Annotated in this window: 23 protein-coding genes; 17 read left to right on the top strand and 6 right to left on the bottom strand. The window is 68.9% G+C overall.

The window, feature by feature from the left end; genetic code table 11:
• Window positions 1-5 precede the first annotated feature (5 nt).
• Both BW991_RS00535 and BW991_RS00530 read right to left on the bottom strand, forming a co-directional pair.
• Window positions 6-2,606, bottom strand: a complete 2,601-nt coding sequence (locus BW991_RS00535) for a c-type cytochrome (RefSeq protein WP_076600149.1) — start codon at window positions 2,604-2,606, stop codon at window positions 6-8.
• 219 nt (window positions 2,607-2,825) lie between these two features.
• Window positions 2,826-3,599 (bottom strand): YdcF family protein, encoded by a 774-nt coding sequence (locus tag BW991_RS00530; protein ID WP_076600516.1) that lies wholly within the window; start codon window positions 3,597-3,599, stop codon window positions 2,826-2,828.
• A gap of 118 nt (window positions 3,600-3,717) precedes the next feature.
• Between BW991_RS00530 and BW991_RS00525 the strand changes: the two genes are divergently transcribed.
• From BW991_RS00525 to BW991_RS00475, 11 genes are all read left to right on the top strand, one after another.
• Window positions 3,718-4,278 (top strand): DUF2802 domain-containing protein, encoded by a 561-nt coding sequence (locus BW991_RS00525; RefSeq protein ID WP_076600148.1) that lies wholly within the window; start codon window positions 3,718-3,720, stop codon window positions 4,276-4,278.
• Window positions 4,275-5,033, top strand: coding sequence for an SPOR domain-containing protein (locus BW991_RS00520; RefSeq protein WP_076600147.1), 759 nt, complete (start codon window positions 4,275-4,277; stop codon window positions 5,031-5,033). Before BW991_RS00525 ends, BW991_RS00520 begins: the two co-directional genes overlap by 4 nt.
• 80 nt (window positions 5,034-5,113) lie before the next feature.
• Window positions 5,114-5,557, top strand: a complete 444-nt coding sequence (fliW, locus tag BW991_RS00515) for a flagellar assembly protein FliW (RefSeq protein ID WP_076600146.1) — start codon at window positions 5,114-5,116, stop codon at window positions 5,555-5,557.
• Between the two features lie 96 nt (window positions 5,558-5,653).
• Window positions 5,654-6,034 carry a RidA family protein gene (locus tag BW991_RS00510; RefSeq protein WP_050417667.1) on the top strand — a complete coding sequence of 127 codons (381 nt, stop codon included), beginning with the start codon at window positions 5,654-5,656 and terminating at the stop codon, window positions 6,032-6,034.
• On the top strand, window positions 6,027-8,075 hold the full coding sequence (gene recG, locus BW991_RS00505) for an ATP-dependent DNA helicase RecG (protein ID WP_076600145.1): 2,049 nt from the start codon (window positions 6,027-6,029) through the stop codon (window positions 8,073-8,075). The genes BW991_RS00510 and recG overlap by 8 nt, the downstream gene beginning before the upstream one ends.
• A gap of 72 nt (window positions 8,076-8,147) precedes the next feature.
• Entirely contained in the window at window positions 8,148-8,705 is a 558-nt protein-coding gene (locus BW991_RS00500) for a chorismate--pyruvate lyase family protein (protein WP_076600144.1), read from the top strand.
• Window positions 8,702-9,589: a 4-hydroxybenzoate octaprenyltransferase gene (ubiA, locus tag BW991_RS00495; protein WP_425290198.1), complete on the top strand. Its 888-nt coding sequence runs from the start codon at window positions 8,702-8,704 to the stop codon at window positions 9,587-9,589. Before BW991_RS00500 ends, ubiA begins: the two co-directional genes overlap by 4 nt.
• An 80-nt stretch (window positions 9,590-9,669) precedes the next feature.
• Window positions 9,670-9,918: a hypothetical protein gene (locus BW991_RS00490; protein ID WP_076600143.1), complete on the top strand. Its 249-nt coding sequence runs from the start codon at window positions 9,670-9,672 to the stop codon at window positions 9,916-9,918.
• A 123-nt stretch (window positions 9,919-10,041) separates the two neighbouring features.
• The gene (pyrF, locus tag BW991_RS00485) at window positions 10,042-10,857 is read left to right on the top strand and encodes an orotidine-5'-phosphate decarboxylase (protein WP_076600142.1); all 816 of its coding nucleotides are present in this window, start codon (window positions 10,042-10,044) and stop codon (window positions 10,855-10,857) included.
• Between the two features lie 31 nt (window positions 10,858-10,888).
• On the top strand, window positions 10,889-12,379 hold the full coding sequence (gene ubiD / locus BW991_RS00480) for a 4-hydroxy-3-polyprenylbenzoate decarboxylase (RefSeq protein WP_076600141.1): 1,491 nt from the start codon (window positions 10,889-10,891) through the stop codon (window positions 12,377-12,379).
• Between the two features lie 50 nt (window positions 12,380-12,429).
• Window positions 12,430-12,846: a DUF4870 family protein gene (locus tag BW991_RS00475; RefSeq protein WP_076600140.1), complete on the top strand. Its 417-nt coding sequence runs from the start codon at window positions 12,430-12,432 to the stop codon at window positions 12,844-12,846.
• Between the two features lie 28 nt (window positions 12,847-12,874).
• Here BW991_RS00475 and dacB read toward each other — a convergent pair whose 3' ends face one another.
• Window positions 12,875-14,320 (bottom strand): D-alanyl-D-alanine carboxypeptidase/D-alanyl-D-alanine endopeptidase, encoded by a 1,446-nt coding sequence (gene dacB, locus BW991_RS00470; protein WP_076600514.1) that lies wholly within the window; start codon window positions 14,318-14,320, stop codon window positions 12,875-12,877.
• A 152-nt stretch (window positions 14,321-14,472) separates the two neighbouring features.
• Here dacB and rfbB point away from each other — a divergent pair, with 152 nt between their 5' ends.
• The 5 genes from rfbB to BW991_RS00445 are packed head-to-tail and all read left to right on the top strand — an operon-like array spanning window position 14,473 to window position 18,228.
• Complete coding sequence (rfbB, locus tag BW991_RS00465) at window positions 14,473-15,537, top strand: dTDP-glucose 4,6-dehydratase (RefSeq protein ID WP_076600139.1); 1,065 nt, start codon at window positions 14,473-14,475, stop codon at window positions 15,535-15,537.
• Complete coding sequence (gene rfbA, locus BW991_RS00460; RefSeq protein WP_076600138.1) at window positions 15,534-16,418, top strand: glucose-1-phosphate thymidylyltransferase RfbA; 885 nt, start codon at window positions 15,534-15,536, stop codon at window positions 16,416-16,418. The genes rfbB and rfbA overlap by 4 nt, the downstream gene beginning before the upstream one ends.
• Window positions 16,418-16,975 (top strand): dTDP-4-dehydrorhamnose 3,5-epimerase, encoded by a 558-nt coding sequence (rfbC, locus tag BW991_RS00455; RefSeq protein ID WP_076600137.1) that lies wholly within the window; start codon window positions 16,418-16,420, stop codon window positions 16,973-16,975. The genes rfbA and rfbC overlap by 1 nt, the downstream gene beginning before the upstream one ends.
• Window positions 16,972-17,865 (top strand): dTDP-4-dehydrorhamnose reductase, encoded by an 894-nt coding sequence (rfbD, locus tag BW991_RS00450; protein ID WP_076600136.1) that lies wholly within the window; start codon window positions 16,972-16,974, stop codon window positions 17,863-17,865. Before rfbC ends, rfbD begins: the two co-directional genes overlap by 4 nt.
• Window positions 17,866-17,868: 3 nt before the next feature.
• Complete coding sequence (locus BW991_RS00445) at window positions 17,869-18,228, top strand: hypothetical protein (RefSeq protein WP_076600135.1); 360 nt, start codon at window positions 17,869-17,871, stop codon at window positions 18,226-18,228.
• Window positions 18,229-18,361: 133 nt separating this feature from the next.
• On the opposite strand, the gene lysA is transcribed toward BW991_RS00445, so the two are convergent.
• A complete protein-coding gene (gene lysA, locus BW991_RS00440) occupies window positions 18,362-19,624 on the bottom strand; it encodes a diaminopimelate decarboxylase (protein WP_076600134.1) in 1,263 nt (420 codons plus the stop codon).
• Complete coding sequence (lptM, locus tag BW991_RS00435) at window positions 19,621-19,839, bottom strand: LPS translocon maturation chaperone LptM (protein WP_232299281.1); 219 nt, start codon at window positions 19,837-19,839, stop codon at window positions 19,621-19,623. Before lptM ends, lysA begins: the two co-directional genes overlap by 4 nt.
• On the opposite strand from lptM, the gene cyaY reads away from it, so the two are divergent.
• On the top strand, window positions 19,838-20,161 hold the full coding sequence (gene cyaY / locus BW991_RS00430) for an iron donor protein CyaY (protein WP_076600133.1): 324 nt from the start codon (window positions 19,838-19,840) through the stop codon (window positions 20,159-20,161). The genes lptM and cyaY overlap by 2 nt on opposite strands.
• Before the next feature lie 25 nt (window positions 20,162-20,186).
• Here cyaY and BW991_RS00425 read toward each other — a convergent pair whose 3' ends face one another.
• Window positions 20,187-22,544, bottom strand: coding sequence for a penicillin-binding protein 1A (locus BW991_RS00425; protein WP_076600132.1), 2,358 nt, complete (start codon window positions 22,542-22,544; stop codon window positions 20,187-20,189).
• Between the last annotated feature and the right edge of the window lie 68 nt (window positions 22,545-22,612).

The raw sequence follows: 22,612 nt of genomic DNA, 5'->3' as shown, positions 1-22,612 counted from the left end.
TTCGCTCACAGGGTCGCGAGGAAGGCGATCAGCGCCTTCTTGTCCGCGTCCGACAGGTCCTCGCCGAAGCGGTGGCCGCCGTTCTCGATCTCGTCGGTGCAGTTGCTGTAGTGCTGGCGCAGCAGCTCGCGCTGGCCGCGCAGCAGGCCGGCGAATTCTCCCGGCGAGGCGAGGATGTCGTCCGCGAGCTTCTGCATCTGCCCGGTGGTCTCCTTGCCCAGGCGCGCCTCCAGCTTCGCGGGGTCGCGCTTCGCGAGGAAGAGATCCACGACCAGGTCCTTGTGCCGCAGGCTGGTCATCGAGTTGGCCGGAATGCCTGCCGGGATGCGCACCTGCCCGCTGCCGACGAGCGGCTTCTCGCTCGCGCCGTCCCACACGCGCGGGCCGAGGTCGAGGACCACGTCCTGGTCGGTGAGCGTCGCCTTGGGCTTGCGCGCGGACGGATACAGCAGCTCGTGCATCGATGCGAGGTACAGCCGGTAGCGTCCCTCCACGCTCGGGTCGGTCCGGAAGCACTCGCTTTGCGTCGTCGCGAGCTTGCCGTCGGCGTCGAGTTCGCGCGCGCGGAAGAAGTCGTTCGCCGCGTTCGCCGGCTTGCCGCACAGTTCCGGCCCGATCGCGTTGTTGTGCATGAAGGGCGCATGCGCCCACAGGTTCAGCAGCGAGATGTTGCGGTAGTAGCCGCGCCCGCCGTCGTTCGGTTCCTTGACGTTGATGTCCGGCGCGCGCGCGTGCAGCGTCTCCGAGCCGTATTCCTGCCACACGTGGCCCGCCATGTGGTTGGAATGGAGTGCGCGGCAGCGGTTCGTGCCGACCTCGGTCGCGGGCGTGGCGACGTCGCTGCCCAGCCAGTCGGCGCGCAGGCCGTTGTCCGCGAGCGCGTAGAAGTCGCGGTTCGCGAACGGCCCGCCGACACTTTCCGGGATGCTCGAGTGGCAGCGCGCGCAGTTCGTCGCGAACACCGCCTTGCCGCGCGCGACGGCTCCCGTTCCGTGCTCCTTCTCCAGGTCGGCGACGAGGCTGTCGCGGCCGTATTCGGGCGCTGCCGCGTCGGCTGCCTTGCGCGCCGCATTGCGTGCGACGGCGAGATCGGTCGCGTTCGATTCGGGCGACAGGAAGAACGCCAGGATGTCCGGCAGCCGGTCCTCGATCGCGCGGAAGTTCGGGCAGTCGCGCCGGCACTGGCCGATGTTGAACGGCGTCTGGCCGAAGTAGCGCGCCTGCGGGTCGACCTGGCGCAGGTCGGTTAGGTGGTTCAGCCAGCACTGCTCGGAGCACGAGCCGATGTTGAAATACACGCGCTGGATCGCCTCGAGCGCGCCGATCGAGTCCTCGCCGCCCTTCAGGATGTGATGCACGCCGGGTTTGCCGAGCGTCGTGTCGTCGCTGCGCGTGCTCTTTTCCCAGCACTTCGTCTCGCGCCCGGGCTCGCACCAGCACTTCGTCTCGTCCTTCTCCGCGCCGCAGGTGGCGACCTTGCGCCATTTCGCGATCGATTCGGCGGGGAAGATCGGGCGCTGCGCGACATTGATCAGCGCGTTGATCGTGCCCGGGTTGTTCACGCCGTCATGCGGGATCGCCGACGTGTCGGTCACCCCCGGCCGCGCGTGCGCGAACATCTGCCACTCCAGGCTGCTCTTCGGCATGCCCGAGCCGAGGATCTCCGACTTGCGGATGTATTGGTTGCCGACCAGCCCCTTGATGTTCTCCCAGCGCGGGTGCGCCGGATCCACGGGCGGGTTGAGCGGGTCGAAGGCGATGTGGCAGGCGCCGCAGCTCGTGCCGATCAGGAAGGGCGGCTCCACCGACGCGTCCGCGAGGCGGCTGAAACGCTCGTCCGACGGCACCTTCGTCTGCTCGATCATGCGCCGGCCGAAGCCTTCCCAAGTGCCGAGGCTGCCGTTCAGCTTCTTCCACTGCTCCGGGTCGAAGCGCGGGTTCGGGAACTTGCGGAAGCCCAGCGCTCCGGTCGAGGTACCGAAGCGCAGGTCGCAGGCCGAGTGGCGCTGGTCGCGCCCGTCCTTCGCGTGCGGGTCGGCCGGGTCGAGCGCCGCGTCCTTCAGTCCGCAGGCGGGATCGACGTAGCCCGACTTGCCGACGTGCTTCAGCAACACGTCGTCGCCCGGACACCAGTCGAAGCCGTAGGTCTCGTCGCGGCTCTTCGCCGGGCAGTTCGCCTCGCCCGGCACGCAGCACGACGGGTCGTTGATCAGGCCCCACGCGCGGAAGCGGTCGTCGCGCTGGTCGGCTCGCAGCACGCGATACCAGTCCGGCAGCACGCCGATGCGCTGCTGGAACACATAGGTGTGGAAGCGCTCGTTGCCCGCGGTCGCCTTGAACCAGATCAGGCGCCCGACGCAGGCCGATTCCGACAGGCCCTCGCGTGCGCAGGCCTCGAAGTAGGGCGCGTCCTGGTCGACGGACGTGCTCTCGGGCATCGGCCCGTCCGGTGCCACCACGGGCGGCAGGGGCGCGGGCTGCTGGGCGGTGGCAGCGGAGACCAGCGGGGAGGGGGAGGGGGAGATGCCCGTATCGCGATCGACCGAAACGAACACCATGGCGAGCAGAGCGCCGACGGCCACGCCGGCGGTGACGAGCACTTTCATGGTCCGCTCCTGTTGGGTTCCGGGCCGCCGCCCCGATGACGAGGCAATGCCCGAGGCGCATATGCAGTGCTGGTCCGGCGAAGTGCCGCAAGCGAATCGCCGCCGCAGCTTTTTATGGCGCCTAAGTTTCTATAGGCAAGCGGTCGGCGAAACGCAAACACGGATACATGTCACGCGACCGGGCTGCGCCCCGCTTCCGGCCGGGCCGGTCGCGCCCGCTCAGCGCGTCAGGCGGTATGTCAGCAGCCCCAGCCACTCGTGCACGGCATACCAGCCGGCATAGGCGGTGGTCGGCCCGGGAAGCTCCCCGAGCACCTGGTCGCCCGTCCCGGTGCCGCCCAGCCATGCAGTCGGTGCCGGTATGACCTGCAGCCCGGCGTCCTCGAAGGCCGCCTGCGCGCGTGGCATGTGTGCGGCATGGGTCACGAGCAGGATGCGCCTGACGCCCGCCGCATGCAGCTGCGGCGCCGAGAACTCGGCGTTCTGGCGCGTGTCGAGCGAGGCCGTCTCCATCCAGCGCACCGGCACGCGGAAATCCTCTTCCATCGCCGTCTTCATCAGGAACGCCTCGGCCGTGGCTCCGGTCGGCGTGCCGCCGCTGACCAGCACCGGCAGTCCGGTCGTCCGCGCCAGCCGTGCCGCGTAGCGCAGCCGTTCCAGCGCGAGGCGGTTCACCGTTTCGCCGCCGTATTCCGGCGCGTTGCGCCGCTTGCCGGCTCCCAGCACGACGATGGCCTGTGCCTGCCGCAGTCCGGCCGCATCGACGACCGGCGCCGTCTCGAGGCCGCGCAGCAGCCAGCCGACGCTCGCCGGCGTGGAGAGCAGCAGCGTGGCCGCGACGCCGAGCCAGGCCAGCGCGAGACCGCCACGTCGCCGGCGTCCCGCGAGCAGCAATCCGACGACGATCAGCAGCAGCGGGGCGAGCGGCGGCTGCACCATGATCGATACGGTCTTCTTGAGCCAGAACAGGACGAGCGCGGAGTCGAAGGCCATCTGCATTGTCGGGAGGGTGGGGCGCCAGTATTATCCCCGACTTATCCGCCATTGCGCCCGTTCCGGCCTGCCTTCCCGATGCATGATCCTTGTTGTCCTGCCCCCCGCGTGAGGTCGAATGGGACTGCGTGAACTCATCCTCGCCGCCATCGCGCTGCTCGCGGTCTATGTCGGCTACCAGCTTTACCGTGCATCGCGCGCGCCGCGCGCGTCGGCGTCCGAGCCGGCTGCGCCGCCGGCCGCGGTGCCCGCCGATGCGCCCGAGAGCGTCGATGTCGTCGTCGCCGACAGCGACGACGAGGACGAGCCTGGTCCGCTCTACGATGCCGGCCGCCCCGTGCCAGTACCCACCGGCGCAGATACCGCGCCTGACGCGTTCCAGCACGAGCTGGAGGTGCGTCAGCTGCGGCGCGAGCTCGAGCAGCAGGGGAGCGCGCTGGCCGAATTGCGGCGCGAACTCGACGCAGTCCGCGAGCAGCTGCGTGCGCGCACGGACCAGGCCGAGGTGGGCGTCATGCCTCACGGTGCGTCGCCCGAATACAACGAGGCGCTGGTGTTCGCGCGCCGCGGGCTGGATGCCGAAACGATCGCCGAGCGCTGCGGCATCACCGTCGCCGAGGCCGAACTCGTGCAATCGCTGGCGCGCAGCCAGGCCGGCGAGCCCGGGAAGGCGCCATGAGTCGCTCGCTCACCGCGGGAGACCACGCGGTCGCGGATGCCGAAACCCTGCGCAAGGCCAGCCTGAAGCGCGCGCTGATGGCGATCGTCGCCCTCATGGCGCTGACGGCGTCGCTCTGGCTGGTCGAGGGCAGCGAGACGGCCGCGCCGCCGGCGCCGTCCGCCGCTCCCGTGCCTGCCGCACCGCCTGCCGCCGAACCGGCCGTCGATCCGGCTGCCGCGCCTGCGGCCCCGGTCACGACGGAAGCGGCGCCGGTGGTGGCGGAGCAGGCGGCACCCGCCGAAGCCGGGCAGGCCCGCACCGGCGAGACGCAATCCGCGCCCCTGGCGACCGCGCCCGACGGCGCGCTGGCCGCTCCGGCGGCGCCGCCGCCGGGATGGACCGCTTCAGCCGTCCCCGCCGCGCCTGCGACTCCCCCCGCGCCAGTGCAGGCAGCCGAGGCTCCGGCCGCTGCGACCGCCGCGTCGGCAGTCGCCCCGGCGGAAACGCCCGATGCGTCGCCCCGTGCCGATGCGCCGCGCCTGCATGCCGGGCCGCCGCCGGGGCCCGGATACCTCATCCAGCTGGGCGTGTTTCTCGATACGGCCAATGCCGAAAGCATGCGCCGTGAGCTCGAGCGAAAGGGCTACCCTGCGCATCTGCAGGCGCGCGTCGTGCTCGGTCCCTATCCGGATCGCGAATCCGCGATCACGGCGCAGGAAAAAATTCGCCGCGAACGCAAGCTGGATGGCATGATCTTGGCTCCGCGCAAATAGTGTCCCGGACCGGGAAGGGCAGGCCCGCCTTGCGCGCTCATGCCAGGATGTCACGAGCAGATCAATCAGAGGAGAGCTCCATGAAAATCGAAAGTCAGGTGTTCGGTACCGTCGATATTCCCGATGACAAGGTGATCGAGTTCCCGGCCGGGCTCCCCGGTTTCGAAGACTGCAAGCAGTTCGCTCTGGTGCATGAAGATGGATCGACCTCTTCCCTGTTCCTGCTGCAGAGCCTCGACAATCCCGCGGCCGTCTTCTCGATCACCGGACCCGATCGACTGGGCGTCAACTACGAATTCGGTCTCACGGACGACGAAGCGGAGCAGCTCAAGCTCACGAACCCTGCCGATGCCTTCGTCGCCGTGATCGTGCGCAAGGACGAAGGCGACGCGGGCAACCCGGTGACGGCCGGGATGCGCGCGAACTTCATGGCGCCGCTGGTGATCAACGTGTCCTCGCGCCGCGGCATCCAGAAGATCATCACGCGCCTGGGCTGCGACGTGACCCTGCGCGCCGAAAGCTGATCGACGCACCATCCCGCGCCCCGGTGCCGGATGCGCCGGGGCGTTGTTTCATCCGATCCCAGTCCGGATCGTTCGTACAAATAAAGGAATCCGACCATGAGTCGCAGCATCATCTCGACCCCCAACGCTCCCGCCGCGATCGGCACCTACTCGCAGGCCGTCAAGGTCGGCGACACCGTCTACTGCTCCGGCCAGATCGGCCTCGATCCCGCCACGATGCAGATGGTCGAAGGCTTCGAGGCGCAGACCGTGCGCGTGTTCGAGAACCTCAAGGCGGTCGCCGAAGCCGCCGGCGGTTCGCTCGCCGACGCCGTGCGCGTGACGATCTACCTCACCGACCTCGCCAACTTCGCCAAGGTCAACGAGATCATGGCGCGCTACTTCGCCGAGCCCTTCCCCGCGCGCGCCGCGGTCGGCGTCAAGGAGCTGCCCAAGGGCGGCGTGGTCGAGGCCGACGCCATCCTGGTGCTTGGCTAACGATCAGCAAGCCTGGGCCGGCCTCGGCCCGCAACTCGCAGGCCGGCTGGCGAAGCTCGACATCCGCCGGCCGCAGGACCTCGTCCTGCACCTGCCGCTGCGCTATGAAGACGAAACCCGCCTGACACCGATCGCCGCGGCGCGCGCCGGCGCGCCGGTACAGGTCGAAGGCGAGGTGGTGTCCTGCGAGGTCACGCTGCGGCCGCGCCGCCAGCTCGTCGCGCAGATCCGCGACGCGAGCGGCACGCTCACCGCGCGCTGGCTCAACTTCTACCCCTCGCAGCAGAAACAGCTCGCCCCCGGCCGGCGCGTGCGCGTGTTCGGCGAGGTGCGCGGCGGCTTTTTCGGCAACGAGATGGTGCACCCGCGCGTGCACCCGATCGAGGCCGGCGAGGCGCTGCCGCAGGCGCTCACGCCCGTCTATCCGACCACCGCGGGGCTCGCGCAGTCGGCGCTGCGCAAGCTCATCGGGCGCGAACTGCAGCGCCCGCCGATGACCGAACTGCTGCCCGCGCCCCTGCCCGGCGGCCTGCAGCTGCCCCCCTTCGCCGAAGCGCTGCGCACGCTGCACCAGCCGCCGCCCGACATCGATCCGTACGCGCTGGAAGACCGCGCCCATCCCGCGTGGCAGCGCATCAAGTTCGAGGAACTGCTCGTCCAGCAGCTGTCGCTGCGCCGCGCCTACAATGCCCGCCGCACACGCCGCGCGCCCATCCTGCGCGACAACGGCAAGCTCACCGGGGCGCTGCTCGCGCAACTGCCGTTCAGGCTCACCGGCGCCCAGGCGCGCGCGGTCGCGCAGATCGGCCGCGACCTCGCCACCCCCCACCCGATGCAGCGCCTGCTGCAGGGCGACGTCGGCAGCGGCAAGACCATCGTCGCCGCGATGGCGATGCTGCAGGCGGCGGAGAATGGCTTCCAGGCCGTGCTCATGGCCCCCACCGAGATCCTTGCAGAACAGCACTGGAAGAAACTCGCTGCGTGGCTCGAGCCGCTCGGCGTCGGCATCGCGTGGCTGTCGGGCAGCCGCAGGAAGAAGGAGCGCGAGGCCGAACTCGCCCGCCTCGCGAGCGGCGAGGTGCTGCTCGCGGTCGGCACGCACGCGCTGATCGAGGACCCCGTGGCCTTGCCGCGCCTCGGCCTCGCGATCGTCGACGAGCAGCACCGCTTCGGCGTGCGCCAGCGCCTCGCGCTGCGCGAGAAGGGCGCCGACGCGCTGCACCCGCACATGCTGATGATGTCGGCGACGCCCATCCCGCGCACGCTGGCGATGAGCTACTACGCCGACCTCGACGTCACCGTGCTCGACGAGCTGCCGCCGGGGCGCACGCCGATCCTCACAAAGCTCGTTGCCGAATCGCGCCGCGACCAGGTCATCGCGCGCGTGCGCGACGCCTGCCTCGGCGGGGCGCAGGCCTATTGGGTGTGTCCGCTGATCGAGGAGTCCGAGGCGCTGCAATTGAAGACCGCCGTCGAGACCTTCGAGACGCTCGGCGCAGCGCTGCCCGAATTGAAGATCGGCCTCGTGCACGGGCGCATGAAGTCCGACGAGAAGTCCGCGACGATGGCGGCGTTCTCGGCCGGCGAACTGCACCTGCTGGTCGCGACGACGGTGATCGAGGTCGGCGTCGACGTGCCCAATGCGAGCCTGATGGTGATCGAGCACGCCGAGCGCTTCGGCCTCGCGCAGCTGCACCAGCTGCGCGGGCGCGTCGGGCGCGGCACCGCCGAATCCGCGTGCATCCTGATCTACGCCCACCCGCTGTCGGAAAACGGCCGTGCGCGCCTGAAGGTCATCTACGAGCACAGCGACGGCTTCGCCATCGCGCGCGAGGACCTGCGCATCCGCGGCCCCGGCGAATTCGTCGGCGCGCGCCAGAGCGGCGTGCCGCTGCTGCGCTATGCCGACCTCGAAGGCGACGCCGATCTCGTCGAGCCCGCGCGCGCGCTCGCCGAGCGCCTGCTGCGCGAGGCGCCCGAGGTCGCGACGCAGCTGATGGAACGCTGGCTGGGCGGGCGCGAGGGCCTGCTGCGTGCCTGAGCGGCCGACGCCCCGGTTTGGGGCCGGGGCTCGCGGCCGGTATCATGCGCGTCGTCCCGACGTCGTCCTCCCATGCGCACCCGTCCCCACACAGAAACCTGGCTGAAGCGCCCGCCGCGCGCGACCGTTTCCCGCGCGCTCCGCCCCTGGCTCACCGATCCCGCCTCGCTCACCGCGCGCATCCGCGCCCGCTGCGGCAGCTTCTCGGTGCGCGTGCTGCGGCAGTGCCTCGCCGTGCCGCACCGCGACGAGGCGACGCTGCTGGGCCTGCGCCGCGGCGAACTCGCATGGCTGCGCGAAGTGCTGCTGATCGCCGACGGCGTGCCGGTGGTCTTCGCGCGTTCGCTGCTGCCGCGCGCCAACGTGCGCGGCGCGTGGAACCTCTTTCACGGCATGGGGGCCCGGCCGCTGGGGGCGGCGCTGTTCGCCGACCCCGCCATCAGCCGCCGTGCGCTGACCTGCACCTGTCTCGACCGCCGCGACGCGCGCTATCATCTCGCCTCTGCCGCGGTCGCGCCGATGGCGATGCCGCCGCGCGTCTGGGCGCGGCGTTCGCTGTTCCGCCTGCGCGGCCGCGCGCTGCTCGTCAGCGAGGCCTTCCTGCCCACGATCCTGGAGCTGCCCGAATGATGTCTGCCCCGCTTCCCCTGTCGGCCCGCCTGCCGGTCTACATGCGGCTGATGCGCCTCGACAAGCCGATCGGCATCCTGCTGCTGCTGTGGCCGACGATGTGGGCATTGTGGCTGGCGGCCGATGGCGTTCCGCCGCTTCACCTCATCGCGATCTTCGCGCTCGGTACCGTGCTCATGCGCTCGGCCGGCTGCGTCATCAACGACTTCGCCGACCGCGAATTCGACGGCCACGTCGAGCGCACCAAGAATCGCCCGTTCGCGACCGGCGCCGTGAGCGTGCGCGAGGCGCTGCTGCTCGCCGCCGGCCTCGCGCTGGTCGCCTTCGTGCTGATCCTGCCGCTCAATGCGCTCGTGCTGCAGCTCTCCGTCGTCGCGCTGTTCCTCGCCGGCACCTATCCCTTCATGAAGCGCTTCTTCGCCGTGCCGCAGGCCTACCTCGGCATCGCCTACGGCTTCGGCATCCCGATGGGCTTCGCGGCGGTGCTCGGCGAGGTGCCCGCGATCGCCTGGATCCTGCTCGTCGCGAACAGCATCTGGACGGTCGCCTACGACACCGAATACGCGATGGTCGACCGCCCCGACGACCTCCGGATCGGCATCAAGACCTCCGCGATCACCTTCGGCCGTTTCGACGTCGCGATCGTCATGCTGTGCTACGCGACCGCGTTCGCGATGATTGCCGCGATCGGCGCGGCGGCGGGGCGCGGTCCGGTGTTCTTCGCCGGCCTGCTCGGCGCCTGCGGCATCGCCGGCTACCATTACACGCTGATCCGCGAGCGCGACCGCGCACGCTGCTTCAAGGCCTTCCTGCACAACAACTGGGTGGGCGCCACCATCTTCGCCGGGCTGGTCATCGACTACATTGCGTTTCCTGCTGCCTGAACTAGGGTGAACCGACCGGATCGAATGCGGTCGAAGCAAGGTGCGGGATTGTCGCCCGCGCTTTCCCCAAGGAGACCAAGATGAAGAAGAGCCTGCTATTGGGCCTGTTCGCGATGGCGCTGTCGTCCAGCGCCCTGGCGTTTCATTGTCCCGCGGACATGAAGAAGATCGATGACGCGATGGCCAAGAATCCCGCGCTCACGGCCGAGCAGATGACGGAAGTGAAGAAGCTGCGTGCCGACGGCGAGGCACTGCACAAGGCCGGCAAGCACCAGGAGTCGGTCGATACCCTCGCGAAGGCCATGAAGATTCTCAAGATCGACATGTAGCCGCGCCGATCTCCAGCCCCGGGGCCGCCATAGCGCGGCCCCGTCTTTTTGGGCGACAGCTTTGTACGCGCGCGCTGGCGTCATCCGGCTTATCATTCGCCCCGGACCAATCAGGACGCCTCCATGCACTTCATGACCGCCCTCCGGGCCGCCTGGCAGAGCCGCAACAGCCTCCTCTGCGTCGGCCTCGACCCCTATCCCGCGCGCTTCCCGGCCCACCTGCAGGGTCGCCCCGATGCCATCCTCGAATTCTGCAAGGGCATCGTCGACGCCACTGCCGACCTCGTGTGCTGCTTCAAGCCGCAGATCGCCTACTTCGCCGCGCAGCGCGCCGAGGATCAGCTCGAAGACCTGATCGCCCACATCCACGAGCGCCACCCCGATACGCCGGTGATCCTCGACGCCAAGCGCGGCGACATCGGCAGCACCGCCGCGCAATATGCCGTCGAGGCCTTCGAACGCTTCCGCGCCGACGCGATCACCGTGAATCCCTACATGGGCCGCGACTCGGTCGAGCCTTACCTCGAATACGCCGACAAGGGCGTGATCCTGCTGTGCCGCACGTCGAACCCCGGCGGCAGCGACCTGCAGTTCCTCGATGTCGGCGGCGGCGAGCGGCTGTACGAGCGCGTCGCCCGCCTCGTCGCGAACGACTGGAATGCGAGCGGCAACTGCGGGCTCGTCGTCGGCGCGACCTTCCCCAACGAGATCGCGCGCGTGCGCCACATCGTCGGCGACATGCCGCTGCTGGTGCCCGGCATCGGCGCCCAGGGCGGCGACATCGCCGAGACCATGCAGGCCGGCGGCACCGCCGACGGTACCGGCCTGATGATCAACTCCTCGCGCGCGATCCTGTTCGCCGGCAGTGGCGAAGACTATGCCCAGGCGGCCCGCCGCGTCGCCCTCGAGACGCGCGACGCGATCAACGCCAAGCGCTGAACCGCAATACCGCCGTACCCGAAAGGATTTCATGCGTTACCACGATCTTCGCGACTTCATCGCCCAGCTCGAACAGCGCGGCGAACTGAAGCGCATTACCGTTCCCGTCGACACCCACCTCGAGATGACCGAGATCGCCGACCGTGTGCTGCGCGCCGGCGGCCCGGCGCTGCTGTTCGAAAAGCCCGTCACGCGCGGCGTGCCACAGGCGATGCCGGTGCTCGCTAACCTCTTCGGCACGCCCGAACGCGTCGCGCTCGGCATGGGCGAGGAACTGCCCGACGGCAACTGGCAGACCCCGCTGCGCGAAGTCGGCAAGCTCCTCGCCTTCCTCAAGGAACCCGAGCCGCCCAAGGGCCTCAAGGACGCGTGGGAGAAGTTCCCGGCCTTCCGCCAGGTGCTCAACATGTCGCCCAAGGAAGTGCGCTCCGCGCCGTGCCAGGAGGTCGTGTGGGAAGGCGCCGACGTCGATCTCGCGAAACTGCCGATCCAGCACTGCTGGCCCGGCGACGTCGCGCCGCTGATCACCTGGGGCCTCGTCGTCACGCGCGGCCCTGGCAAGAAGCGCCAGAACCTCGGTATCTACCGCCAGCAGGTGCTGGGGCCCAACCGCGTCATCATGCGCTGGCTCGCGCATCGCGGCGGTGCGCTGGACTTCCGCGAGCATCAGCTCGCGCATCCGGGCGAACCGTTCAAGGTCGCGGTGGTCCTCGGCTGCGACCCCGCGACCATCCTCGGCGCCGTCACGCCGGTGCCGGACAGCCTGTCGGAATACCAGTTCGCCGGCCTCCTGCGTGGCGCGAAGACCGAACTCGTGCAATGCCTCGGTTCCGACCTGCAGGTGCCGGCCTCGGCCGAGATCGTGCTCGAAGGCGTGATCCATCCCGAAGACACGGCGCCCGAAGGCCCCTACGGCGACCACACCGGCTATTACAACGAGGTCTCCGAGTTCCCGGTGTTCACGATCGAGCGCATCACGATGCGCAAGAACCCGATCTACCACTCGACCTACACCGGCAAGCCGCCCGACGAACCGGCGATGCTCGGCGTCGCGCTCAACGAAGTGTTCGTGCCGCTGCTGCAGAAGCAGTTCCCCGAGATCACCGACTTCTACCTGCCGCCCGAAGGCTGCTCCTACCGCCTTGCGGTGGTCAGCATCCGCAAGCAGTACCCGGGGCATGCCAAGCGCGTGATGTTCGGCATCTGGAGCTTCCTGCGCCAGTTCATGTACACGAAATTCATCATCGTCGTCGATGATGACGTGAACATCCGCGACTGGAAGGAAGTGATCTGGGCGATGACGACCCGCGTCGATGCGTCGCGCGACACCGTGATGGTCGACAACACCCCGATCGACTACCTCGACTTCGCCAGCCCCGTCGCAAGTCTCGGCAGCAAGATGGGCATCGACGCCACCAACAAGTGGCCGGGCGAGACGAACCGCGAATGGGGGCGGCCGATCGTGATGGACGCCGCAGTCAAGCAGCGCGTCGACGCGATGTGGGCCGAGTTGGGCCTGTAAAAGCGGGCCTGTAAGATTCCACCGGAATCCCCATCACCACGGAGCCAGCCATGCCCGACTACCGCACCGGAAGCGCTCCCGCCGACCTCGGCGGGCTCGTCACGCTCGCACACGTCATCTACGCGCTGCATGCGTTCGCGGTGGTCACCGGCGTCGTCGGCTCCGCGACCATCATCGGCAGCTTCGTCGCGAGCCTGCCGTCCATCCTCGCCGTGGTGCTCAACTACATGAAGCGCGACGCGGTGCGCGGCACCTGGCTGGAAAGCCATTTCCGCTGGCAGATCCGCACCTTCTGGTTCGCGCTGCTGTGGATCCTGGTCGCGGCGGCCATGATCGTCACCCTGATCGGAATCCCGTTCGCGTTCGTGCTGCTGGTCGGTGCCGGCCTGTGGATCGTCTACCGCGTCATCCGCGGCTGGCTGAACCTGCTCGACCGCAGCACCATGCCGATGCCGACGGACGCCTGAGGCTCCCCGCGGTCGCGCTGGCGCCCCGCTATTGCGCCGGCGCCGCGCTGCCCGCCCACACCCATTCCAGCAGCGCGTCCTGCGCGGCCTGGCTGGACCCGGCCTCGGCGTGGTTCACCATCATCACGACCGCGTGGCGCCGGCCGTTGCGGTCGAGCACGTAGCCGGCCAGGGATTTCACGCCGTTGATCGAGCCGGTCTTGATGTGCGCGTAGCCGCGCGCCGGGCTGTCGTATAGCCGTCCGCGCGCCGTGCCGTCCTCGCCGGCGATCGGCAGCGCCGCGATGAACTCCGGCATGAAGGGCCGCCGCCACGCCGCGAGCAGGATTTCCGCGAGCGTGCGCGCACTCACGCGCTCGACGCGCGAAAGACCCGAGCCGTTCTCGATCACCAGGCCCGCGGTTGCGATGCCGTCGGCGGCGAGCAGGGCGCGCACGGCCTCGGCGCCGCCCGCGACCATGTCCAGGCTCGCTCCGCTTTCCCGTCCCAGCGTCGCGAGCAGCTGGCGCGCGATCACGTTGCTCGACCACTTGTTCATCTCGCGCACCACCTCCGCAAGCGGCGGCGAGGTCTCCGTGATCAGCGTCGCCGCATCGCCCGGCGTCACGCCGCTACGTACCGCGCCCTCGACCTTGCCGCCCAGCTCGCTCCACAGCGCTGCGACGAGCGCGCGCCCGAAGGCCTCGGGCGACAAAGGCGCCGTCGCCCAGTCGCGCTGCCCGCAGCTCGCCGGCATGCTTCCCGACAGTACCAGCCGCGGCCCCTGCGGCCCCGCCTCGAGCGCCGCGTCGAGATTGCCGTACCACACGCCGCACGGGCCGGGAGCCGTGGCGATGCGATTGTCGATGTCGACCCCCGTGAGCGCCGGGTAGGGCGCAAGGCCCACCGGCTGCCCCGGTTCGGCCGCCGGAACCAGACGCAGCTGCAGCGTGTTGAAGTGCATCAGCAGCCCGTAGGCGCCACTGTTGTAGGGCCGCAGCGCGCGCCCGTCGAAGGCCGCCGGGTCGTGCGGCGGCAACGCCAGCGCCGAACCGTCGAGCACGATGTCGCCGCGCACGGTCGTGACGCCCAGCGCGCGCACCTGGCGCAGCAGCTTCCCGAGCCGCTCGTAGTTCAGCATCGGGTCGGCGCCGCCGGTCAGATACAGGTTGCCGTCCAGGACGCCCGCGGCCACCGGTCCGCCGGTCGCCACCCGTGTCGTCCAGGTGAAGGCCGGCCCCAGCCGGTCGAGCGCCGCAAAGGCGGTCACCACCTTCATGACCGAAGCCGGATTCATCGGCCGCTCACCGCCGGCCTCCAGCTGCGGGGCCGGCGCGTCGACGGCCTGCACCCACACCGCCACGCTGCCCGGCGGAATGCGGGCGGCGTCGAGCGCCTGCCGCACCGTTGGCGGCAGCGAAGTCGCATGCGCCGAGGCCATCATTCCGCAAAATAACAGGGCAGCCAGAAACCGGAACACGGGTCGCGTTGTCATGAGATGGTCGTCGATATCCTGCAACATACTGGCGAAGTCCGCGAGGGTACGGCAGCTATGCGGTCGCGATACAATCACGGATTCCGTTTTGCCCGCGGCCCGGCATTTTACGCCGTAGCACGCGGGACAACTCCGGCTGAAGAGGTGGAACCATGATTCTCGTGACAGGCGGCGCAGGCTTCATCGGCGCCAATTTCGTGCTCGACTGGCTGCGCACGAACGACGAGCCGGTGGTGAATCTCGACGCGTTGACCTACGCCGGCAACCTCGAAAATCTCGCCGCGCTGCAAGGCGATCGTCGTCACATCTTTGTCCAGGGCGACATCTGCGACCGCGCGCTCATCGACCGCCTGTTCGCCGAACACCGCCCGCGCGCGATCGTGCATTTCGCCGCCGAAAGCCACGTCGACCGCTCCATCCACGGCCCCGCGGCCTTCGTGCGCACCAACGTCGAAGGCACGTTCACCCTGCTCGAAGCGGCGCGCGCCTACTGGTCCGCGCTCGACGGCGCAGAGCAGGCCGCCTTCCGCTTCCTGCACGTGTCGACCGACGAGGTCTACGGCTCGCTCGGCCCGAACGACCCGCCCTTCGCCGAGACCAAGGCCTACGAACCCAACAGCCCGTACTCCGCCAGCAAGGCCGCGTCCGACCACCTCGTGCGCGCCTGGCACCACACCTACGGCCTGCCGGTGCTGACGACCAACTGCTCGAACAACTACGGCCCCTACCAGTTCCCCGAAAAGCTCATCCCGCTGATGATCGCCAACGCGCTCGCGGGCAAGGCCCTGCCGGTCTACGGCGACGGCCGCAACGTGCGTGACTGGCTGTATGTCGGCGACCACTGCGCCGCGATCCGCGAAGTGCTCGCGCGCGGCCGCCTCGGCGAGACCTACAACGTCGGCGGCTGGAACGAGAAGCCCAACCTCGAGATCGTGCATACGGTGTGCGCGCTGCTCGACGAACTGCGCCCCGACCCGGCCGGTCCGCACGCACGCCTGATCACCTACGTCGCCGACCGTCCCGGTCACGATCGCCGCTACGCGATCGACGCGCACAAGATCGAGCGCGAGCTCGGCTGGCGCCCGGCCGAGACCTTCGAAACCGGCATCCGCAAGACCATCGCGTGGTACCTCGCGAACCAGGACTGGGTGGCCGACGTGCAGAGCGGCGCCTATCGCGAATGGGTCGCGCGCAACTATGGAGATCGACCGGCATGAGCACACGCAAGGGCATCATCCTCGCCGGCGGATCCGGCACCCGCCTGCACCCGGCCACCCTGGCCGTGTCGAAGCAGCTGCTGCCGGTGTACGACAAGCCGATGATCTACTACCCGCTGAGCACGCTGATGCTGGCGGGGATCCGCGACATCCTCATCATCTCCACGCCGCAGGACACCCCGCGCTTCGAGCAGCTCCTCGACGACGGCAGCCGCTGGGGCCTGCGCCTGCAGTATGCCGTGCAGCCGAGCCCGGACGGCCTCGCGCAGGCCTTCCTGATCGGCGAGGAGTTCATCGCCGGCTCGCCGTCGGCCCTCGTGCTCGGCGACAACCTCTTCTACGGCCACGAACTCGCGGACGACCTCCGGCAGGCCGGCCAGCGCGCGCATGGTGCGACCGTCTTCGCCTATCCGGTGAATGACCCCGAGCGCTACGGCGTCGTCGAGTTCGATGCCGCAGGCCACGCGATCAGCATCGAGGAAAAACCGGCGAAGCCGAAGAGCCGCTACGCCGTCACCGGTCTCTACTTCTACGACGAACGCGTCGTCGACATCGCGCGCGGCCTCAAGCCCAGTCCGCGTGGCGAGCTCGAGATCACCGACGTCAACCGCCACTACCTCGAAGCCGGCGCGCTCGACGTGCAGGTCATGGGCCGTGGCCACGCGTGGCTCGACACCGGCACGCATGAAAGCCTGCTCGAGGCCGGCCTCTTCATCCAGACGATCGAAAAGCGCCAGGGCCTCAAGATCGCCTGTCCGGAAGAGATCGCCTGGCGCTCGGGCTGGATCGACGCCGCGCGGCTCACGGAGCTCGCCAAGCCGCTCGCGAAGAACGGCTACGGCCAGTATCTGCTGCGCGTGCTCGAAGAAAAGGTGTTCTGATGAAAGCGATTCTGCCCACAACGCCGACGGCGATTCCCGACGTGCTGATCATCGAACCCAGGGTGTTCGGCGACGCCCGCGGCTTCTTCTTCGAAAGCTTCAACGCACGCGCCTTCCGCGACGCCACCGGCCTCGACGAGCAGTTCGTGCAGGACAACCACTCCCGCTCCGCGCGCGGCGTGCTGCGCGGGCTCCATTACCAGATCCGCCAGCCGCAGGGGAAGCTCGTGCGTGTCGTGCGCGGCGCGGTGTTCGACGTCGCCGTCGACCTGCGCCGCCGCTCGCCGACCTTCGGGCGCTGGACGGGGGCCGAGCTCAGCGAGGACAACCACCGTCAGCTGTGGATCCCGCCCGGCTTTGCGCACGGCTTCGTCGTGCTGTCCGAGTCCGCGGACTTCCTCTACAAGACCACCGACTACTACGCGCCCGAACACGAGCGCTGCTTGGCGTGGAACGACCCGACCGTCGGCGTCGAATGGCCGCTCGCCGGCGAGCCGCAACTGTCGGCCAAAGACCGCGAGGGCAAGCCCCTCGCACAATGCGAGGTATTCGAATGAAATTGCTTGTCACCGGTGCGAACGGCCAGGTCGGTTGGGAACTCGCGCGCAGCCTGATGCCGCTTGGCGAAGTCGTCGCGCTCGACCGCAGCCGCTGCGACCTGTCGCGCCCCGAGACCCTGGCGGCACTCGTCGCCGACCTCGCCCCCGATGTCATCGTCAATGCCGCCGCTTACACGGCGGTGGATAAGGCCGAGTCCGACGAAGCGCTCGCGACCACGATCAACGGCCTCGCACCCGGGGAGCTCGCCCGCGCCGCGAAGGCGGCCGGCGCACTGCTGGTCCATTACTCGACGGACTACGTGTTCGACGGCAGCAAGACCGGCCCCTACACCGAGGACGATCCCGTCGCGCCGGTCAATGCCTACGGCCGCAGCAAGCTCGCCGGCGAAGTGGCGATCCGCGAGTCCGGCTGCGACCACCTGATCCTGCGCACCACCTGGGTGTTCGCCGCCCGCGGCGGCAACTTCGTGCGCACGATGCTGCGTCTGGGCGCCGAACGCGAACAGCTGCGTATCGTCGCCGACCAGCACGGCGCGCCGACCTGGGCGCGCAATATCGCCGACGCCACCGCGCAAATCGTCGCGCGGGCGCAGCGCGAACGGCGCGACGGTGTCTTCGCGCCGGGGATCTTCAATCTGACGTCGGCCGGCGACACGAGCTGGCACGGATTTGCCGAGGCGATCTTCGCCACGGCCCGGACCGCCTTGCCGGAGTTGGCGCTGAAGGTCGCGAGCGTCGAACCGATCCCCGCCTCGGCCTATCCCGTGCCGGCCGCGCGCCCGGCCAACTCGCGCCTCGCCGCCGACCGGCTCGCGGCGCGTTTCGGCATCGCCATGCCGCACTGGCAGGAGGCCCTGCGCCGCTGCCTCGAAGACCTTGCACGCTGAGCCATGAGCGGATTCGAACACTTCGAGCGCGACGCCTTCCAGCTCGAGCGCGAAATCCTCAAGCGCGGCATCGTGCTCGAACTCGACTGGGACGACGCGGCCGGCATGCGCAAGCTTGCGCGCGAAGCCCTGCAAGGTGGAGCCGACCACACTCAGGCGCTGCTCGCCGACCCGGACGCCCGCCTGCGCGCGCGCGGCGAACTCTTCGCGCTGGGCGTACTGATGCTACGCGTGATGGAGGAGAGTGCCGACACCGGCGTGCATACGCACGGCGGCCCGGCCTGGAAGGCCTTCGGCCGCGCCCTCATCCAGGAGGCGCAGGCCGAGGGGAAGCAGGTCGACCCGAGGGCGCGGAACGTGTGAAGAAATCGTCGCGAGCAGGTTGGGGGCAAGGCGCGCGGCGCACAGCGACCGAGACATATCACGCAGATAGGCGAGGGAGCGAGCACCGCGCAACGCCGCCCCCGGCCTGCGCAGCAGATTCATTCACGCATTCTCAGGTTAACGGCGACTCCAGCGCGTAGAGCGACTCGACGGTCTCGCGCCTGCGGATCAGGTGCATGCGGTCGCCATCGACCATTACCTCGGCGACGCGCGGACGGGTGTTGTAGTTCGAACTCATCGCCATGCCGTAGGCACCCGCCGACAGCAGCGCAACCAGATCGCCCTCCGCGACGGCCAGCTCGCGGTCATGTGCGAGGAAGTCGCCGCTCTCGCAGATCGGTCCCACGACCTCGTAGGTCTTCGCCGCACCCGTGCGCGGCTGCACCGCGACGACCTCATGGTAGGCGTCGTACAGGGCCGGGCGCGCCAAGTCGTTCATCGCCGCATCGACGATCGCGAAGCTCTTCTCCTCGCCCGGCTTCAGGTACTCGATGCGCGTCAGCAACAGGCCCGCGTTGCCGACCAGCGAGCGGCCGGGCTCGAAGCACAGCTCCTCCTTGCGCCCCTCGAACAGCTTGAGCAGCGGTGCAAGGTACTCGGCGACCGTCGGCGGCTGCTCGTCGCGATAACGGATGCCGAGTCCGCCGCCGAGGTCGATGTGGTCCAGCGTGATCCCCTCGGCCGCCAGGCGGTCGACAAGGTCGAGGATCTTCCCCGCCGCTTCGGCGATCGGCGCGGGGTCGAGCAACTGCGAGCCGATGTGGCATGCCACGCCGCTCACGCGCAGGTTCGGCAGGCCCGCCGCGCGGCGATACAGGTCCGCCGCCGCATCGATCGCAACGCCGAACTTGTTGCTCTTGAGGCCTGTCGAGATATACGGATGGGTCTTCGGATCCACATCCGGATTCACGCGGAAGGCGATCGGCGCGACCTTGCCGAGTTCGCCCGCGACCTCGTTCAGGCGGTCGATCTCCGCTTCCGACTCGACGTTGAAGCAGCGGATTCCGGCCTTCAGCGCCTGGCGCATCTCGTCGCGGCTCTTGCCCACGCCCGAGAACACCACCTTGCCCGCGTCCCCGCCGGCGGCCAGCACCCGCGCGAGCTCGCCGCCCGAGACGATGTCGAATCCCGCGCCCAGCTGCGCGAACACCGACAGCACGCCGAGGTTCGAATTCGCCTTCACCGCGTAGCACACCAGCCCGCGGCGGCCCGCAAGGGCCTCGCGGTAGGCCGAGAAGGCCTCGGTCAGCGCGCGGCGCGAATAGACATAAACCGGCGTGCCATGCTGCGTGGCGATGGCGGTCAGCGCCACGTCTTCGAGCTGAAGGCCGTCGCTGCCCTCGGTCAGGGTCGGAATCGGAAATCGGGAAGTCATCGGGAGTCGTCGGTCGCTTTGGGGGCTTTGCTATGATCGACGCCGGCGGCCGGAGCAGCCTTGGCCGGTGCGGGCGGAACCTGGGGCAGGTAGAGCGGCCCCTTGATCCCGCAACCGCTCAGGGCAAGGGCACAGCACAGCGCGGCAGCGGTCGGAATGGCTCGCATGGTGTCGTCGGTCGAAAAAACGGAAATGCTAACAGAAGGAGCGAACATGGAAGAATCGGCATTCAACGCGCTGGCCGAAGCCGAACTCGTGCGGATCGAAGCCGCGCTCGAAGCCTGCGGTGCCGAACTGGACATCGAGACCATGCCCGGCGGCGTGCTCGAGATCGAGTTCGAGAACGGCAGCAAGATGGTGATCAACCGTCACTCGGCCGCCCGCGAGATCTGGGTTGCCGCCAAGGCCGGCGGCTTCCACTTTCGCCACGACGCCGGCCGCTGGATCGCCACGCGCGACGGCGCCGAACTCTACGCCCTGCTGTCGCAACTCGTCAGCCAGCAATCCGGAGCGCCCGCCGAAGTCAAGGCAGGCTGAACGACGGCCGCTCCGGGGGATTTCCCTACGGTCGCCGCACCGGTGTCGGACTGCGCTCCACCACCGGCGCCGGTGCTGCGGTCGGGCGCGTCTGGGGTAGCGCCTCGTCCGGAGCCTCGGCCGGCAGCGGCAGCCCCTCCGTGCCCGCCGGGAGCAAGATCGGTTCCGTCGGCACGTTCTCGCTATAGAGGAATTCCTCGCGCCCCGAACCCGTATGGACGGCGACCAGCCCGTCCGGGCGGGGCGGGAATTTCTCCGGCAGGCTCTTCAGGGCCGTGCGCATGAAATTGACCCACATCGGCAGGGCGGCCGAACCGCCGGTCTCGCCGCGCCCCAGGTTGCGCGGCTGGTCGTGCCCCAGCCAGCTCACGGCGACCAGATCCGGGTGGTAGCCGGCGAACCAGGCGTCCACGTAGTCGTTGGTCGTCCCCGTCTTGCCGGCGAGTTCGCCGCGCTTGAGGGTCAGCGCCCGCGTCGCGGTGCCGCGCCGGACCACGTCCTGCATCATCGAGTTCATCAGCCACGCGTTGCGCGGATCGATCACGCGTGGCGCGCTTTCGCCCGCGACGGGAGGATCGACCTTGGCGACGACGTGCCCCTGTCCGTCGATCATCTCCTTCACGACATAGGGTTCGATGCGGTAACCGCCGTTCGCGAACACCGCGTAGCCGGTCGCCATCTGCCACGGCGTCGCCATGCCGGCGCCGAGCGCCATTGTCAGATAGGGCGGATGCTGGGCCGCATCGAAACCGAAGCGCGTGATGTAGTCCTGCGCGTACTCGGGTGTGATCGAGCGCAGCAGCCGGATCGAGATCATGTTCTTCGAGCGTGCCAGCCCCTCGCGCAGCGTCATCGGCCCTTCGTACTTGCCGTCGTAGTTCTTCGGCTCCCAGTCCTTGCTGCCGGTGATTCCGGCCGGGAAGAACAACGGTCCGTCCTCTTCGACGCTGCTCGGCGAGAAACCGCGTTCGAGCGCCGCCGAATAGATGAAGGGCTTGAAGCTCGAACCCGGCTGGCGCAGCGCCTGGGTCACGTGGTTGAACTTGCTGCGGTTGAAATCGAAGCCGCCGATGAGTGCCCGGACTGCGCCCGTGTTCGAGTCGACCGCGACCAGCGCCGCCTCCACGTCCGGCAGCTGCGCGATCTCCCAGCCCTTCTCGCCGAGATCGCGGATGCGCACGATCGCCCCGCGTCGCACCCGGCGTGCCTGCGGGGCGCGCTCGTTGAGCATCGGGGCCGCAAAGGTCAGTCCGGCGCCGGTGATCTTCAGGGTTTCGCCGTGGCGATAGACCGTGACCGATTTGGGTGACGCCTCGAGAACCAGCGCAGCGAGCAGGTCATCGTAATCGGTGGCCTCGGAGAGCAGTTCGTCGAGCCGCTCCTCGTCGTCGCTCTTCACGCCGCTCAGGTCGACGAAGCTCTCGGGGCCGCGGTAGCCGTGCCGCCGGTCGTAATCCATCACGCCCTGACGGACCGCCTTGTAGGCGGCCTGCTGTTCGTCGCGCGTCACGGTCGTGATCACGCGGATGCCCGAATCGTACGCCTGATCGCCAAACTGCTCGACGGCCAGCTGGCGCGCCATTTCCGCAACGAAATCGCCGCGCAGCGGACTCGCTGCCGACCGCCCGTTCGCGAGTACGAGCGGCTCCGCGCGGGCCGTCTCGAAGGTCTTTTCGTCGATGAAACCGGCTTCCACCATGCGACGCAGCACGTAATGCTGGCGCTGGATCGCGCGGCGCTGGTTGGCGATCGGATTGTAGGCCGAAGGCGCTTTCGGCAGCCCCGCGAGCATGGCCGCCTCGGCCACCGTGATGTCCTTCAGCGGCTTGTCGAAGTAGGCGCGTGCCGCAGCCGAAAATCCGTACGACCGCTGGCCGAGGTAAATCTGGTTGATGTAGAGCTCGAAGATCTGATCCTTGCTCAGGCTGCGTTCGATGCGCAATGCAAGGAGGATTTCGTAGAGCTTGCGGTTGAAGGTCTTCTCGCGCGTCAGGAAGAAATTGCGCGCCACCTGCATCGTGATTGTCGACGCGCCCTGGCCGCGCCCGCCCGACACGACGTTTGCGAGCGCGGCGCGCGCGATACCGATCACGTCGATACCCGGGTGTTCGTAGAAGCGCTCGTCCTCGGCCGCGAGGATCGCCTGCTTGAGAATTGCCGGGACTTCGTCCATCGTCACGACGACCCGGCGTTCCTCGCCGAATTCCCCGAGTAAATACCCATCTGACGTGTATACTCGCAGCGGAATCTTCGGACGGTAGTCGGTCAGAACGTCCAGCGAAGGCAGGTTCGGCCATGCGAATGCAGATACTGCTGCGATGGTTGCCGTGCCGAGGATGACAAGAGCGATGAGTGCCGCGAGGGGATAAAAGACCCAGCGCATCGGGAATCCAGAAAGGGAGTGCGGAGCGCGATTATACGATTGCGCGCCCGGCGCCTCCAAAGCATCTG

Origin of the sequence: Aromatoleum tolulyticum (assembly GCF_900156155.1) — a bacterium.
GTDB lineage: Bacteria > Pseudomonadota > Gammaproteobacteria > Burkholderiales > Rhodocyclaceae > Aromatoleum > Aromatoleum tolulyticum.
This window is presented reverse-complemented; position numbering and strand designations above follow the sequence as displayed.

Bases quoted from the DNA above. Each gene is read 5' to 3' on its own strand.
- BW991_RS00520 (WP_076600147.1), top strand. From the start codon at position 4,275: ATGAGTCGCTCGCTCACCGCGGGAGACCACGCGGTCGCGGATGCCGAA.
- BW991_RS00425 (WP_076600132.1), bottom strand. From the start codon at position 22,544: ATGCGCTGGGTCTTTTATCCCCTCGCGGCACTCATCGCTCTTGTCATC.
- BW991_RS00510 (WP_050417667.1), top strand. From the start codon at position 5,654: ATGAGTCGCAGCATCATCTCGACCCCCAACGCTCCCGCCGCGATCGGC.
- lptM (WP_232299281.1), bottom strand. From the start codon at position 19,839: ATGTTCGCTCCTTCTGTTAGCATTTCCGTTTTTTCGACCGACGACACC.
- BW991_RS00500 (WP_076600144.1), top strand. From the start codon at position 8,148: ATGCGCACCCGTCCCCACACAGAAACCTGGCTGAAGCGCCCGCCGCGC.
- rfbD (WP_076600136.1), top strand. From the start codon at position 16,972: ATGAAATTGCTTGTCACCGGTGCGAACGGCCAGGTCGGTTGGGAACTC.
- BW991_RS00525 (WP_076600148.1), top strand. From the start codon at position 3,718: ATGGGACTGCGTGAACTCATCCTCGCCGCCATCGCGCTGCTCGCGGTC.
- lysA (WP_076600134.1), bottom strand. From the start codon at position 19,624: ATGACTTCCCGATTTCCGATTCCGACCCTGACCGAGGGCAGCGACGGC.
- dacB (WP_076600514.1), bottom strand. From the start codon at position 14,320: ATGACAACGCGACCCGTGTTCCGGTTTCTGGCTGCCCTGTTATTTTGC.
- BW991_RS00475 (WP_076600140.1), top strand. From the start codon at position 12,430: ATGCCCGACTACCGCACCGGAAGCGCTCCCGCCGACCTCGGCGGGCTC.
- rfbB (WP_076600139.1), top strand. From the start codon at position 14,473: ATGATTCTCGTGACAGGCGGCGCAGGCTTCATCGGCGCCAATTTCGTG.
- BW991_RS00530 (WP_076600516.1), bottom strand. From the start codon at position 3,599: ATGGCCTTCGACTCCGCGCTCGTCCTGTTCTGGCTCAAGAAGACCGTA.
- ubiA (WP_425290198.1), top strand. From the start codon at position 8,702: ATGATGTCTGCCCCGCTTCCCCTGTCGGCCCGCCTGCCGGTCTACATG.
- rfbC (WP_076600137.1), top strand. From the start codon at position 16,418: ATGAAAGCGATTCTGCCCACAACGCCGACGGCGATTCCCGACGTGCTG.
- cyaY (WP_076600133.1), top strand. From the start codon at position 19,838: ATGGAAGAATCGGCATTCAACGCGCTGGCCGAAGCCGAACTCGTGCGG.
- BW991_RS00490 (WP_076600143.1), top strand. From the start codon at position 9,670: ATGAAGAAGAGCCTGCTATTGGGCCTGTTCGCGATGGCGCTGTCGTCC.
- rfbA (WP_076600138.1), top strand. From the start codon at position 15,534: ATGAGCACACGCAAGGGCATCATCCTCGCCGGCGGATCCGGCACCCGC.
- ubiD (WP_076600141.1), top strand. From the start codon at position 10,889: ATGCGTTACCACGATCTTCGCGACTTCATCGCCCAGCTCGAACAGCGC.
- BW991_RS00445 (WP_076600135.1), top strand. From the start codon at position 17,869: ATGAGCGGATTCGAACACTTCGAGCGCGACGCCTTCCAGCTCGAGCGC.
- fliW (WP_076600146.1), top strand. From the start codon at position 5,114: ATGAAAATCGAAAGTCAGGTGTTCGGTACCGTCGATATTCCCGATGAC.
- pyrF (WP_076600142.1), top strand. From the start codon at position 10,042: ATGCACTTCATGACCGCCCTCCGGGCCGCCTGGCAGAGCCGCAACAGC.
- BW991_RS00535 (WP_076600149.1), bottom strand. From the start codon at position 2,606: ATGAAAGTGCTCGTCACCGCCGGCGTGGCCGTCGGCGCTCTGCTCGCC.